This window comes from Lichenibacterium ramalinae, from assembly GCF_004137085.1.
GTDB lineage: Bacteria > Pseudomonadota > Alphaproteobacteria > Rhizobiales > Beijerinckiaceae > Lichenihabitans > Lichenihabitans ramalinae.
This window is the reverse complement of sequence record NZ_QYBC01000003.1, coordinates 248,526-261,993: the sequence shown is the minus strand read 5'-3', so window position 1 is coordinate 261,993 and position 13,468 is coordinate 248,526. Positions and strand designations below refer to the sequence as shown.

Genomic DNA, 13,468 nt, shown 5'->3' with positions numbered 1-13,468 from the left:
GCCCGCCGAAACCAGGGTTCAGCGATGTCGGAGAATTTGCTTGTCGGTGGCTGGGTGGTCACCGGGGTCGAGAACCGGGACCGCGCCACCGTGCTGCGGGACGCCGCCGTGGTCCACCGCGACGGCATCGTGGTCGAGGTCGGCGACGCCGAAGCCATGCGGCGGAAATACCCCGCAGCGCCGACCTACGGCTCGTCGAAGCACGTCGTGCTGCCGGGCTTCGTCAACAGCCACCACCACGTCGGCCTGACGCCCCTGCAGCTCGGCTCGCCCGATTACGCCCTGGAGCTGTGGTTCGCCAGCCGCATCTCGGGACGCGCCGTCGACCTCACGCTCGACACGCTGTATTCGGCCTTCGAGATGCTGGCCTCCGGCATCACAACCGTGCAGCACATCCACGGCTGGATTCCCGGGCCACTGTCCCACATCCACGCCTGTTCCACCAAGGTGCTGGACGCTTATCGCATGCTGGGCATGCGGGCCTCCTACTGCTTCGCGGTCCGCGAGCAGAACCGCCTGGTCTACGAGGCCGACGAGGACTTCCTGAAGCGCCTGCCGGCCGAGACGGCGGCCCTGCTGGCCCCCCACCTCGAGCGCCAACGCATGCCCTTCGCCGACTACCTCACGCTGTTCGACCAGCTGACGGTCGAGAACCGGGGCCAGAGCCTCACCCGCATCCAGCTCGCGCCCGCCAACCTCCACTGGGTCACCGACGACGGGCTCCTGGCCTTGAAGGAAAAGGCCGACGCCGCGCGGGTGCCGATGCACATGCACCTGCTCGAGACCGTCTACCAGAAGGAATATGCCCGCCGGCGCACCGGGACGACGGCCGTCAAGCATCTCCACCGGCTCGGCCTGCTCGGCCCCGGCATGACGCTCGGCCACGGGGTGTGGCTGACCGAGGAGGACATCGAGGTCGCGGCCTCGACCGGCACCTGCATCTGCCACAACTGCTCCTCGAACCTCCGGCTGCGCAGCGGCGTCGCGCCGCTCAACGCCTTCGAAGCCAAGGGCGTGACGGTCGGGATGGGGCTCGACGAGGCGGGGATTAACGAGGATCGCGACATGCTGCAGGAGATGCGGCTGGCCCTCCGGGTGCATCGCGTGCCGGGCATGCGCGAGGCGGACGTGCCCTCCTGCCCGCAGGTGCTGAAGATGGCGACCGAAGGGGGCGCCATGACCACGGCCTTCGGCGCCAGCATCGGCAGGCTCGAGGCGGGCCGGATGGCCGATGCCGTGCTGATCGACGTGGAGCGCGCCTTCTACCCCTACCAGGACGACGACGTGCCGATGCTCGACGCCCTGATCCAGCGCGCCAAGACCGAACATGTCGACGCCACCGTGGTGGGCGGCAAGCTCGTCTACGAGAAGGGGCGGTTCCTCAACGTCGACCGCGACAAGGTGCTGGCCGAGATCGCCGAAGCGCTGGCGCGCCCCCGCACCGAGGCCGAGAAGACGAGCCGCGTGCTGCGCCGCCAGGTCTTCCCCCACGTCGAGGCGTTCTACGCCGACTACCTCAAGGACATGCCGGCGCGCGAGCCGTTCTATGCCCCGTCGTCGCGGACGTGAGGCACCGCGCCGCCGCATCGATCGGGGTTCGGCCGCGCGAGAGCGATGCCGAACCGCGCACCAGACGTCCGCCCCGACACAGGAAGGCCCAAGCCGATGAAGTTCGCTCTCGCCACCGCACTCCTCGTTCTGCCGCTCACGCTCTGCGCCGCGCATGCCATGCCGGTGCAGAGCGTGAGCGGCGCGTCCTCGACGCTGACGCCGGTGTCGGGCCGTTGCGGGAAGAGCCGCCATCGCGGCTATTTCGACGCCTGCCGGCCCGGCGGCGGGTATAATCCACACGGTCCCAACCGCCTGCGGCGTGGCGGGCCCGGCCGGGTCGCGCACCCGTCCTGAAACGCTTTTCCGCCCGGATCCGTCGCGGGATCCGGGCGTCAGGGGTGGATAGGTCGCTGGTCCGTCGCGCTGCCGTCGGCGACGCGACCGCGCCCCGGCTCGCCCACCACCCGGCCATCCTCGTCGACCAGTTCGCCCCGCAGCGGGGCCTGCACCGGCCAGCCCACGACCTCCAAGACCTCCCAGGGCGTAGTCCGAGCCGTGGTGGAGGATCTTCTGCCGGGTCGTCTCGCCGTATCCCTACGGTTGGTCGCGGTGCGCGATGCGGTCCGCCAGCGCGTCCGGCAGGCCGGTGCTCGCCTTCGGCGACGGGCGGCGGAAGGTCCCGGCTGTAGCCTTGCGGGGCTGCAGCGCCACCAGGGCTTCCGCCATCTTGAGCGCGGCGGAGATCGGGTCGACGACCGGCACCGCGATGCGCCCGGCCACCCGACGGGCGAGGCCCGCCAGGGGCGCGCCGGCCAGGATGACGACGTCGGCCTCGTCCTCCTCCACGGCGCGGCGCGCGAGGTCGATCAGGAGGTCTTCGCTGTCCTCCGCGACGGCGCCGACGCGGCGGACGGGTCCGTCGAGCATGCGGATACCGGCACAGCGGCCCGACAGGCCATGCATGGCCACGCAATCCTCGAACCAGGGCCCGAGGGCGCGGGCGAAGGTGACGAGGGCGAAGCGGCGCCCCAGCATGCAGGCCGCCAGCATGGCGGCTTCGGCCATCCCGACGACGGGGATGTCGAACATTTCGCGCGCGCCGAGCAGGCCCGGGTCGCCGAAGGCCGCCACGACCGCGGCGTCCACCGCACCGTGGTGTTGCGCCAGCATCTCCAGCGCGACGGCGCCGCCGATCTGGGCCTCGGCACGCGTCGCGATATAGGGGACACCGCGGGGGGCCGTCAGGGGCACCACGACGGTGCCGGGCGCCGCCACGGCCTCCGCGGCGGCCAGCATCCGCACCGTCATGTCGGCGGAGGTGTTGGGGTTGAGGAGCAGCACGCGTGTCATGCCGGCGACGCCTCCTCGGCGAAGAGCCGGCCCCAGCGCGCCAGGGGGGTGGGGTCGGCGCCGACGAGGCGCAGCGCCGCCCACAGCGTGACGGCGACGGAATCGAGGACCGGGATCCCCAGTTCCCGTTCCAGGACCGGCGCGATATCGGTGCCGCGCATGTTGGTGCACACGACCGCTGCGGCGTCGCAGCCCGTGGCGGCGACCTCCCGCACGAGTGCCGCCACGGCCTCCTCGCCCACGCCCGCGAAGGCGAAGTTGTGGGACAGCCCGAGATGGCGTTCGGCCGTACAGGGAAAGCCGGCCCCGGCCCAGTTGACGCAGATTCGGTCCTGGACGTCCGCCGTGTAGGGCGTGACAAGGCCGACGCGGGCGACGCCCAACGCCCGGAAAGCGTCGCGGAACGCCAGGGCCGAACTCGTGGCCGGCACGCCGGTCGACGACGCGATGCGCCGGCACAGCTCCTCATCACGCGCGAAGCCGAGCCAGGCTGCCGACGTGCCGGTCCATGCTATGGCGTCGACCTCGGCGTCCGCCAGGAGGTCGGCCGCCGCCACCATGGGGTCGAAGGCGAACTGATCGAGGCCCGCCTCGTCGAGGCTGATCTGCGTCACCCTGAACCGGCTGAAGTGCAGGTTGAGACCCGGCCTGTCGGCCGCCATGCGGGCCAGGGCAGGCTCAAGCACGGTGTTGGACGACGGCGTCAGCATGCCGATGCGGATTTCGCTCACGTCCCCGGCCTTTCCCACGCCTCGCCGCCGCCCCTGTGACCTCACCTAAGGCGTCGGCCATCTGCGAAACAAGATTAAACTGCAACCTGCGTGCAATTTAATCCTTGTGTCTGATAACACGGCGAATCCTGTCGAAAATATCGGCGTGCCTTCGGGTTGAATCGGCGCTACAGCGGAAGGCGGCGGCGATGATGTCCGGCACGCCGATCGGGCGCCTTGGGCACCCACCGGGAAGGTCGCCGAGCCAATCCAGGAGCAGCGTCGGACGTGACGAAGGTCGAGACATTGCCAGCCCGCCGCGGTCGCCCCCGAAAGGCGGCCGGCACTGCGGCACTCGGAGCGCGCAGCGCCAGCCTGCACCTTCTACGTTCAGGCCTGCACGAGCGCGCCGCCGAGCGGTTGCGCGCCATGATCGTCGAGGGCGAACTCGCGCCCGGCGCAGCACTCGTCGAGGTGGATCTGTCGAAGGCACTCGGCATATCCCGGACGCCGCTGCGCGAGGCCGTGAAACTCCTGGCACGGGACGGCCTCGTCGAACTGAGGGCGAACCGCTCGCCGCGGGTGCGCAGCCTCGAAGCGGCCGACATCCGGGAATTGTTCGAAGCGCTGAGCGGGGTCGAGCGTATGGCGGCGGAACTGGCCGCGCTTCGCATCACCGCCCAGGAGCTGGCTCGCCTCGCCGACCTCCAGGCCGAGATCGTGTCGGACCATGATGCTGGCCGGCGCAGCGCCTATTTCGCCGCCAACCGCACGATCCACCGCTTGATCGTGCAGGCGGCCCGCAATCGCACCATCGCCGACATGCATGCCGCGCTGCTCGGTCGTGCCGAGCAGGTGCGGTTCTTCGCGTTGCGCCTCGAGGATCGTTGGGAGCAGTCGATCGTGGAACACCAGGACATCCTCGAAGCCCTCGCGGCCCGCGACGCCGCCCGGGCGGGCCGTCTCCTCGGCGCGCATGTCGGCCACACGGCCGACGTCGTGGCGTCCTGCCTCGCCGAAGGCATCGTCCTCGCCCCCACCGCCGCATGAACCACGACGCCACCCCCCGCCCCTCGACCGCACCGTCCCAGGAGATCGCCATGACGCCTTCGAAAGGCCTGTACCGGCGGCGGACGCCGGCCGACCTCCGCGCGACCCTGGCCGCCCCGTTCCTGGTTGCCCTGATCCTGGCAGGCGCCGCGCTCCTGGCGCCGGGACCCGCCCGCGCGGCGGACCGCTACACGCCTGCCCCGGCCGAACCCGGCACCGACATCCCCAAGGCCAGCGTCAAGTTCGGCATGCGTCCCTATGCCGACAACACCTTCTACGTCATCGGCATGAAGAAGGGCTGGTTCGACGACGTGGGGATCAGCTTCGATCCGGCGCCCTACGGGCTCAAGGTCAACGATTCCAACGTCACGACGCTGCTGCTCAACGGCCAGGTCGACATCATCTCCGAGTTCTGTCCGCTGATGCTGCCGACCTACAAGGATTCGGACAAGCTGAAATGCATCGGCTTCACCGATAACTTCTTGGCAAACGCGATCCTGGCGAGCCCGAAGCTGAAACTGAAATCCTTCAAGGACTACGTCGGCGAAGGGCTGGACTATGAGGCGGCCCTGAAGGCCGCACTGGCGCCGATGAAAGGCAAGACGCTGGTCGGGGCGCCCGAACTCAGCGACCGCGCCTTCGAGGAGTACCTCAACAAGACGTCCGGCGCCGGCTTCACGCTGCAGGTGCTCGACGACGCGAAATCGCTGGTGCTGGCGAAGTCGGGCCGCGAGGACTTCGTCAATCCCGAGGGCGCGCCGATCGTCTACACGCTGCGGCAAGCCGGCTGGACCGACCTCGTCGACATCGACGACCTGATCAAGCACGGCCCGGGCGGCGTGGATTCACCCCTCGAGCCGCTGATCGGCATCGTGGGCATCGGCGCCAACGCCGATTACGTCGCTACCCACCAGAACACGGTGCTGCGATTCATGTCGGTGGTCTGGCGCATCATCGACGCCACCGGCAAGGATCCCGGCCTCTACGACCTTCAGGCCCCCTATCTCAACGCCATGGCGGGCACGAGCCTCGACGGCAAGGGTGTCGCCGAGACGGTGAGGATCCTGCATCCGTTCACCGGCTTCGACGACGACAAGCAGTATTTCGACGAGAAGGGCGGCACCACCTACTACGCCAACGTGTGGGCCGCGATCATCCGCGACTTCGAGACCCATGGCATCATTCCCAAGGGCAAGGTCACGCCGGACGACGTCGTGTGGGGTGGACCCATCTGGCACCAGATGGTCGACTACCGCGCCAAGACCGACGACCTGCTGGGCAAGCTGAAGGCGGCGCCGCTTTCCGCCGACAAGCAGGCCCTCGCCGACAAGGCAAGGGCGCTCTACGCGGGTTTCGACTTCCTCGACAGCTACCGCCTGGCACTGGCCGCCTCCCAATGACGAGCCCGGACCGGACGGGAGCGCGCGCATGACGCCGGTCGCCGACAGCCTGAGACCCGGTCGCGCCCCGGATCGCCTGGGATCCCGCACACGTGCCCTCGCCCGAGCGGTCGACCCGCTCCGGCTCGCCGGCGTGGCGATCGGCGTCGCCGTCTGGCAGGGCCTGACGATGCTGCTGCCACCCATCATCCTGCCGACGCCCGCCGGCGTGGCCGGCCGGCTCCGGGACGATTTCTGGTCCGCCCCGGCCCTGTCCTACTACGGGCTGACGGAGCCCAACCTTTACGGCAACCTGCTCTACACGGCCCAGAACGTGCTCGTCGCGGTCCTGGCGGGCGCCTCGATCGGGATCGCATCGGGGCTCCTCTCGGCGCGGTTCCCGCTGGTCCAGGCCGGGCTGGATCCCGTGGTCATGACGGCCGGCACGGTGCCGATCCTCATCGCGGCGCCCTTCCTGCTCATCTGGTTCGGGGTGGGGCGGACGAGCGCCGTCTGCCTCGTCGTCTTCTACGTCGCCGTCACCCTCCACATCTTCGCGGCCCGCGCCGCCCGCAACGTCGATCCCATCTTCGAGCAATCCGCCCGGACGCTCGGGGCCGGGTCGCGCCGTGTGCTGCGCGACGTGCTGCTGCCCGCCACCGTCCCGGAGATCCTCGGTGGGCTGCGCATCGCCCTCGCGGGCGCCTGGGGGCTCGAAGCCGTCGCCGAACTCCTCGGTTCGCAGTCCGGCATGGGCAAGGTCATCGAAGTCCTGGCGGGCGCGACCGATCCGCAGGGCATCATGGCGGCGCTCCTCAGCCTCGGCTCCACGGCCGTCCTGGCCGACCTGCTGGCCGCCCTGGCGGTCGCCCGCCTCACCCGATGGAGCGCCGCCGCGCGCTGAGGAGCCCTCATGGTGGTGACGGATTCCCGGATGATCGAGCTCGTCAACATCGGGCGCAGCTTCCGACGGGCGGACGGCCGCACCGTGGCGGCCGTTTCCGATGTTTCACTGACGATCCCGGAGGGCGAGTTCGTCTGCCTGATCGGGACCTCCGGCTGCGGCAAGAGCACCCTGCTGGCGATGATCGCCGGGTTGTTGGCCCCGAGCCAGGGCTCGATCGTGGTCGATGGCCGCGAGATCGACGGGCCGGGGCCGGAGCGCGGCATGGTCTTCCAGAGGGACAGTGTCTTCCCCTGGATGCGCGTCGTCGACAATGTCGAATACGGCTTGAGGTGCCGGGGGGTGGCGGCCCCCGAACGCCGGGCGGTGGCGCTCCGCTACCTCGACCGCGTGGGCCTCGGCCATGTCGAGCGGGCCTGGCCGCGGGAACTCTCGGGCGGCATGCTGAAGCGCGTCGCCATCGCGACGGTCTTCGCCAATGGCGCCAAGGTCCTGATGCTGGACGAGCCCTTCGGGGCTCTCGACTACGTCACCCGGCACCAGCTCCAACGGGTGCTGCTCGACCTTTGGGACGACGGCCGGGCGGGGACTACGCGGCGAACCGTGCTGTTCGTCACACACGATGTCGACGAGGCGCTGCTCCTGGCCGACAGAATCCTGGTCGTGGGGGCGGGCCGCATCGTCGACGACATTCGGGTCGAGGCACCCCGCCCGCGCGACACCGACACGCTGCTGCGGTCCGACGCGGTCGCCATCAAGCACCGGCTGCTCGGCCATCTCGGGCTCGAGCGCCCCCTGGCACAGGGCCGGGCTGCGGGAGCCGCCGCGTGAAGGTCCGGCACCCGACGCGTGACCGCTGGATCTCGCTCGCGGTCCTGGCCGCCCTGGCGCTGGGCTGGCAGGTCCTGTCGCTCGTCTATACCGCCGAGGCACAGCCGGGCGAGCCCATGGTGGCGGGCTGGCAGGTGCTCTTCACCCGCACCCTCCTCAGCCTCTCCGACTACTGGCCGGGCGGCCTCGGCGTCCCCGCCGTGGCCGATGGTGCCGAGCGCAGCTACCTCGCCGCCCTGCTGGCGATCCTGCTCCATTCGGCCGACACGATCCTGCGGCTCGCCGCCGGGCTGATGCTCGGCGGCGTCGCGGGCCTCGTCCTCGGCCTCGCCCTGTCGTGGTCGCGCTGGACTCGCCGGCTCGTCGACTGGCCCCTGCAGTTCATCCGCACCCTGCCCCTCCTCGCCATGGTGCCGCTGTTCCAGCTCTGGTTCGGCACCGACGCGCTGGGCGAGGTGGTGTTCGTGGCCTACGGGATCGGCGTCATCGTCTTCGCCGGAACCGTCAACGCGGTGCGCAACATCCCGCAGATCTACCTCGACAATGCCCGGGCGCTCGGCGCCTCGCGCCTGTTCCTCACCCGGACGGTCGTGCTGCCCGCCATCGTCCCGGCCATGCGCTCCACCGTGCTGCTGAGCCTCGGGGCCGGCTGGGGCGCGGTGCTGGGCGCCGAATATCTCGGGGCGCAATCGGGGCTCGGCTACATGATCGTCTACGCCCAGCAGTTCGCCTTCCTCGACCGCATGTTCCTGGTGGCGCTGCTGTTCGTCTTCTACACCTCGGTCAGCACCGTCGTGCTCGCCCGCCTCACCGGCCGCATGCTGGCCTGGGCGCCGGAAGGGCAACGGGCATGAGCGCGTCGGACGTCGCCCGGCAGCCCGAGACGGGGCGGATCCTCCTCGGCGGGCGCCGCTACGCCGTCGAGCGGGACTTCGGTCGGTTGCCGGCCACCATCGCGCCGGCCCGCGTCAGCCAGGTCGCCGTCGACGGAGCCGGGCGGGTCCACGTGCTGCGGCGCGGCAAGGTGCCGGTGGTGGTCTTCGCGCCGGACGGGTCCTTCCTCTTCGCCTACGGGGAAGGCAAGGTCTTCGACCCGCACGGCATCGCCATCGATGCGGGCGACCGGGCCTTCGTGGTGGACCGGGATGCCCACCAGGTCCTGTGCTTCGCGCCGGACGGCAGCCTCCTTTTCGCTCTGGGCGAGCGCCACATGCCACGCTGGCGGGAGCCGTTCAACCACCCCACGCAGGCGGCGGTCGCCGACGACGGCGAGATCTACGTGGCGGACGGCTACGGCAACGGCAGGGTCCACAGGTTCGATCCCGAGGGGCGCTGGCTCGCCTCCTTCGGCGACATCGGCACCACCGAATGTGCCTTCATGACTCCGCATGCGCTGCTGGTGGACAGCCGCGACCGCGTGCTGGTCTGCGATCGCGAGAACGACCGCGTGCAACTCTTCGATCGCGCGGGCGGATGGCTCGGCGCCTGGCACGGCCTGTGCCGCCCGATGGACCTCTGCGAGGCCGAGGACGGAACCATCCTGGTGACCGATCAGGTCCCGAGCCTCACCTGCTTCGCGCCGGACGGCGAACGCCTCGGGCGGGCCCGGCCCTCTCTGAACGGCGCCCATGGCATCGCCCGCGCCGCCGACGGCACGCTCTACCTCGCCGAGATCGATCCGACGTCGGTCACACGACTGCGTCCGTGCCTCTGATGCGAGGGAGCCGGATCGACACCGGCGAGACGGCGGTCCGCCCCCCGCAAGGCCGCTACGGACCGGGCCATGCGGGACCGGCGACCCTGTCCATAGGACCGTCGAGCCGCCGAGTGCCGCGCCGTTGCTGGTCTGGCATGTCGATTGCGTTCCGCCTTTCAGCACACATGGAGAAATAACAGATGGCGAGTTCCCGCTTCAAAGCCCTGGCGCTGACGATTCTCGCGGCGGGAGCCGGCCTCATCGGCGGCGGTGCGGCCCGGGCCGACGACCTGTCCTATTTCGACGGCCAGGTCGCGCCCTTCCTGCAGAGGCCGTCCTTCACGGTGCCGGGGCCGACGTTCGACGCCCGCGCCTGTATGAAAGGGAAATCGATCCTGTCGATCCCGGTGTCGAGCGCCAACCCCTTCACGGCCAACATCGAGAAGGCCATGGCGGCGGCGGCCAAGAAGGTCGGCTTCAAGTTCACCACCTGGGAGAACCAGGGCCAGTCCTCGCAATGGGTGCAGGGCATGGACACGGCCGTGAACCAGAAGGTCGACCTCATCGACCTCCTGGCCGGCACGGACCCGCGCGTGCTGGTGCCCCAGGTCCAGGCGGCGCGGGCCGCCAAGATCCCGGTCGTGGCGTCTCATTACAGCGGCGTCGAGCAGACCGCCGAGGTCCTCAAATATGCCGACGGCGACGTCCCGGTGGACTACCACAAGGCTGGCGCGCTCCTGGCCGATTGGGCCGTCGTCCAGACCAAGGGCCACCTGAACGCCCTCGAACTCATCTCGACCGGCCCGCTGTCGACCGATTCCATGATGGCCGGCATCGCTGCCGAGTTGAAGCATTGCGCGGACTGCAAGACCAAGGTGATGAACTTCGCGGTGCCGGACTGGGGCACCCGCATCACGCCCGCCATTCAGGCGGCCCTGCTGGCCGACCCCACGATCAACTACATCATCGTCATCTACGACAGCATGGCGCAGTTCGTGGTGCCGGCCGTGAGCATCACGGGGTCGGCGGAGCGGGTGAAGATCGACGCGTTCAACGGCACGCCCTTCGTGCTCGGCCTCGTACAGACCGGCCAGGTCCAGATGGACATCGGCGAGAACCTCGACTGGATCGGTCACGCCCTCGTCGATTCCGAGATGCGCCGGATCTGCGGCCTGCCGATCCCGGCCGATCCCAAGATCCCCTTCTACGTGTTCACCAAGGACAACGCCAAGGACGCCGGCACGCCGCCGCAGTTGAGCCAGGGCTATGGCGACGCCTACGTCAAAGGCTACGCCGACCTGTGGAAGCTGCCGTGACGGCGACCGCCGGGGCGCTGCCGATGGGCCATGGAGGCCCGGACGCCCGGCCTCCGGCGCTGGAACTGTCACGCCTCAGCAAGACCTTCGGGGGCCAGAAGGCGCTCGACGCCGCCTCCCTCACGGTGGCGCCCGGCGAAGTCCACGGCCTGCTCGGCCAGAATGGCTCGGGCAAGTCGACGCTGATCAAGATCCTGGCCGGGTTCCACGCACCCGATCCCGGCAGCCGGCTCGCGCTCTGGGGCGAGGACGTGCCGTTGCCGCTGCCGCCCGGAGCCTTCCGGCGGCACCGGATGAGCTTCGTGCACCAGCATCTCGGCCTCGTGCCGAGCCTGTCGGTGCTGGAGAACCTCACCGTCGGCCGTTTCGCCGAGCGGCACGATTGGGCCATCGACTGGCGCGGCGCGCGGCGCCGGGCGCTGCAAAGGTTCGTGGACTTCGGCATCGCGCTCGACCCCGACCGCCAGGTCGCCGATCTCGCCCCGGTCGAGCGCGCGCTCCTGGCCATCCTGCGGGCGGTCGACGAGATCGAGGGCGCGGCCGCGCCGGGACGCGGCGGCGGCGGGCTCCTGGTGCTCGACGAGCCGACCCCTTTCCTGCCCAAGGCCGATGTCGCCCAGCTGTTCCGGCTCGTGCGGCGGGTCGTGGCCCGCGGCGCCAGCGTGATCTTCGTGTCGCACGACGTCGACGAGGTGATGGACATCACGGACCGCGCCACGGTGCTGCGCGACGGGCGCGTCGCCGCGACGCTCGCGACGGCGACGGCGACGAAATCGGATTTCATCGCGGCGATCGTGGGCCGCCGCCTCGCCACCGCCCCGGCCCCGCAAGCCCCGGCTCCGGCGAGGGCGCGCCGCCACGCGGCGGTGCGCGACCTTTCGGGCGGAACGGTGCGGGGCTTCGCGCTCGAAGCCGCGGCCGGCGAGGTCGTGGGCCTCACGGGGCTGATCGGGTCGGGCTACGACGAGGTTCCCTACCTGCTCTACGGCGCCCGGCCCGCGGCGGCCGGCACGCTCGACCTCGCCGGCCACCCGATCGACCTGTCCCGCCTGACGCCGCGCGCCGCCATCGCGCGCGGCATCGTGCTGATCCCGGCCGACCGAGGCCACGCCGGTGTCATCGGCCCGCTCCCGGTGAGCGACAACGTGTCCATGCCGGTGCTCGGCGCGACGCGGCGGCGCTGGCTGCTCGATCGTCGCGGCCTGGTGGAGCGAGCCGCGGCGCTCGGCCGGCGTTTCGAGGTCAGGCCCGCCGACGCGACGCTCCCCATCGCGGCTCTGAGCGGGGGGAACCAGCAGAAGGTGGTGCTGGCCAAGTGGTTCCAGATGGCGCCGAAGCTCGTCCTCCTCGACGAGCCGACGCAGGGCGTCGACATCGGGGCACGCCAGACGGTGTTCCGGCACATCGCCGAGGCCGCCGCCGCGGGCGCCACCATCCTGTGCGCGAGTTCGGACTACGAGCAGCTCGCCGCCATCGCGTCGCGCGTCCTCATCTTCGCCGGCGGCCGGGTCGTGGCCAGCCTCGAGGGGATCGAGATCACCAAGGACGCCATCGCCGAGCGCAGCCTCGGCGGCCCGGGTTGAAGGGAGCAGGACAGTGTCACCCCATCCATCGCTCGACGCCGACGCGGCGTCCCGGCCCGGAGCCGGCCTGCGCCTTCTGGTGAGGCGCGCCGAGCAGTTCGGCCTCGTCGTGGTCTGGCTGGCGCTGATCGCGGTCTTCGGCGCCCTGCGCCCCGACACCTTCCTGACCTGGCCGAACCTGTCCACCATCCTGGGATCCCAGGCGGTCCTGGTGGTGGTGACGCTGGGCCTCATCATCCCGCTCACCGCCAACGATTTCGATCTCTCGATCGCCTTCGTGATGACGCTGAGCTCGATGACGGTGGCGGTGCTGAACGTGAACTACGGCGTCGGCATAGGCTGGGCCATCCTGGCGGCCCTGGCGATCGGGGTCGCGGTGGGGGCCATCAACGGCCTTCTCATCACGGTCTTCCGCATCCACTCGCTCATCGTCACGCTCGGCACCGGCACCTTCATCCACGGCTTCACGCTCTGGATGAGCGACTCCATGACGATCAGCGGCATCTCGCCGAGTCTCATGGACGCCGTGATCGTCGACCGGCTCTTCGGCATCCCGCTGGAGTTCTACTACGCCATCGGGCTGGCGGCGCTGATCTGGTACCTCCTCGACTACACGGCCCTGGGGCGCCGCATCCTCTTCGTCGGCCGCGGCCGCGAAGTGGCACGGCTGAGCGGTATCGACACCGACCGGATCCGCCTGTCCTGCCTGATGCTGTCGGGACTGCTCGGGGCCTTGGCGGGCGTGCTCTACGCCGGCACGCAGGGCGCCGCCGATCCGGTGTCGGGCATCTCCTACCAGCTGCCCGCCTTCGCGGCGGCCTTCCTGGGTTCGACCAGCATCGTGCCGGGCCGTTTCAACCCATGGGGCGCGACCGTCGCGGTCTATTTCCTGGTGACGGGCATCACGGGCCTCGTCTTTCTCGGCTTCAGCTCCTTCATCCAGGAGATGTTCTACGGGGGCGCCCTCGTCGTGGCGGTCTGCCTGTCGCAACTGGTGCGCGGCCGGCAGGAGCAGCAGTTCTAGAGCTTTCGCCCCTCGCCTTGGCTCGCGACTTCAGCTCGAGTGGTATGTTTTTACGAGCATCTTCACGCGATCAG

Annotated in this window: 13 protein-coding genes; 11 read left to right on the top strand and 2 right to left on the bottom strand. The window is 70.2% G+C overall.

Translation table 11 applies throughout. The features are described from left to right. Nucleotides 1–24: 24 nt before the first annotated feature. Both D3272_RS05385 and D3272_RS05380 read left to right on the top strand, forming a co-directional pair. On the top strand, nt 25–1,569 hold the full coding sequence (locus tag D3272_RS05385) for an amidohydrolase family protein (protein ID WP_129218114.1): 1,545 nt from the start codon (nt 25–27) through the stop codon (nt 1,567–1,569). 96 nt (nt 1,570–1,665) lie between these two features. After that, entirely contained in the window at nt 1,666–1,905 is a 240-nt protein-coding gene (locus D3272_RS05380) for a hypothetical protein (RefSeq protein WP_129218113.1), read from the top strand. Nucleotides 1,906–2,145: 240 nt separating this feature from the next. Here D3272_RS05380 and D3272_RS05375 read toward each other — a convergent pair whose 3' ends face one another. After that, a complete protein-coding gene (locus tag D3272_RS05375; protein ID WP_129218112.1) occupies nt 2,146–2,901 on the bottom strand; it encodes an aspartate/glutamate racemase family protein in 756 nt (251 codons plus the stop codon). Next, nucleotides 2,898–3,611, bottom strand: a complete 714-nt coding sequence (locus D3272_RS05370; protein WP_207210129.1) for an aspartate racemase/maleate isomerase family protein — start codon at nt 3,609–3,611, stop codon at nt 2,898–2,900. The genes D3272_RS05375 and D3272_RS05370 overlap by 4 nt, the downstream gene beginning before the upstream one ends. Nucleotides 3,612–3,899: 288 nt before the next feature. Here D3272_RS05370 and D3272_RS05365 point away from each other — a divergent pair, with 288 nt between their 5' ends. The 9 genes from D3272_RS05365 (at nt 3,900) to D3272_RS05325 (ending at nt 13,394) form a co-directional block, all read left to right on the top strand. After that, a complete protein-coding gene (locus D3272_RS05365) occupies nt 3,900–4,661 on the top strand; it encodes a GntR family transcriptional regulator (RefSeq protein WP_129218111.1) in 762 nt (253 codons plus the stop codon). Between the two features lie 50 nt (nt 4,662–4,711). Continuing rightward, nucleotides 4,712–6,061, top strand: a complete 1,350-nt coding sequence (locus D3272_RS05360; protein ID WP_129218110.1) for a substrate-binding domain-containing protein — start codon at nt 4,712–4,714, stop codon at nt 6,059–6,061. A 28-nt stretch (nt 6,062–6,089) separates the two neighbouring features. Beyond that, the gene (locus D3272_RS05355; protein WP_129218109.1) at nt 6,090–6,944 is read left to right on the top strand and encodes an ABC transporter permease; all 855 of its coding nucleotides are present in this window, start codon (nt 6,090–6,092) and stop codon (nt 6,942–6,944) included. A 15-nt stretch (nt 6,945–6,959) separates the two neighbouring features. Continuing rightward, on the top strand, nt 6,960–7,775 hold the full coding sequence (locus tag D3272_RS05350) for an ABC transporter ATP-binding protein (RefSeq protein WP_165361228.1): 816 nt from the start codon (nt 6,960–6,962) through the stop codon (nt 7,773–7,775). Beyond that, complete coding sequence (locus D3272_RS05345) at nt 7,772–8,629, top strand: ABC transporter permease (RefSeq protein ID WP_129218107.1); 858 nt, start codon at nt 7,772–7,774, stop codon at nt 8,627–8,629. The genes D3272_RS05350 and D3272_RS05345 overlap by 4 nt, the downstream gene beginning before the upstream one ends. Then, nucleotides 8,626–9,489, top strand: a complete 864-nt coding sequence (locus D3272_RS05340; RefSeq protein ID WP_129218106.1) for an NHL repeat-containing protein — start codon at nt 8,626–8,628, stop codon at nt 9,487–9,489. Before D3272_RS05345 ends, D3272_RS05340 begins: the two co-directional genes overlap by 4 nt. 182 nt (nt 9,490–9,671) lie before the next feature. Next, complete coding sequence (locus D3272_RS05335) at nt 9,672–10,787, top strand: sugar ABC transporter substrate-binding protein (RefSeq protein WP_129218105.1); 1,116 nt, start codon at nt 9,672–9,674, stop codon at nt 10,785–10,787. Continuing rightward, entirely contained in the window at nt 10,784–12,370 is a 1,587-nt protein-coding gene (locus tag D3272_RS05330) for a sugar ABC transporter ATP-binding protein (protein WP_129218104.1), read from the top strand. The genes D3272_RS05335 and D3272_RS05330 overlap by 4 nt, the downstream gene beginning before the upstream one ends. Before the next feature lie 13 nt (nt 12,371–12,383). Next, entirely contained in the window at nt 12,384–13,394 is a 1,011-nt protein-coding gene (locus D3272_RS05325; RefSeq protein ID WP_245496395.1) for an ABC transporter permease, read from the top strand. Nucleotides 13,395–13,468 lie beyond the last annotated feature (74 nt).

Coding starts and splice junctions, on each gene's coding strand:
- D3272_RS05370 (WP_207210129.1), bottom strand. CDS start 3,611: ATGCTGACGCCGTCGTCCAACACCGTGCTTGAGCCTGCCCTGGCCCGC.
- D3272_RS05380 (WP_129218113.1), top strand. CDS start 1,666: ATGAAGTTCGCTCTCGCCACCGCACTCCTCGTTCTGCCGCTCACGCTC.
- D3272_RS05375 (WP_129218112.1), bottom strand. CDS start 2,901: ATGACACGCGTGCTGCTCCTCAACCCCAACACCTCCGCCGACATGACG.
- D3272_RS05385 (WP_129218114.1), top strand. CDS start 25: ATGTCGGAGAATTTGCTTGTCGGTGGCTGGGTGGTCACCGGGGTCGAG.
- D3272_RS05360 (WP_129218110.1), top strand. CDS start 4,712: ATGACGCCTTCGAAAGGCCTGTACCGGCGGCGGACGCCGGCCGACCTC.
- D3272_RS05355 (WP_129218109.1), top strand. CDS start 6,090: ATGACGCCGGTCGCCGACAGCCTGAGACCCGGTCGCGCCCCGGATCGC.
- D3272_RS05340 (WP_129218106.1), top strand. CDS start 8,626: ATGAGCGCGTCGGACGTCGCCCGGCAGCCCGAGACGGGGCGGATCCTC.
- D3272_RS05335 (WP_129218105.1), top strand. CDS start 9,672: ATGGCGAGTTCCCGCTTCAAAGCCCTGGCGCTGACGATTCTCGCGGCG.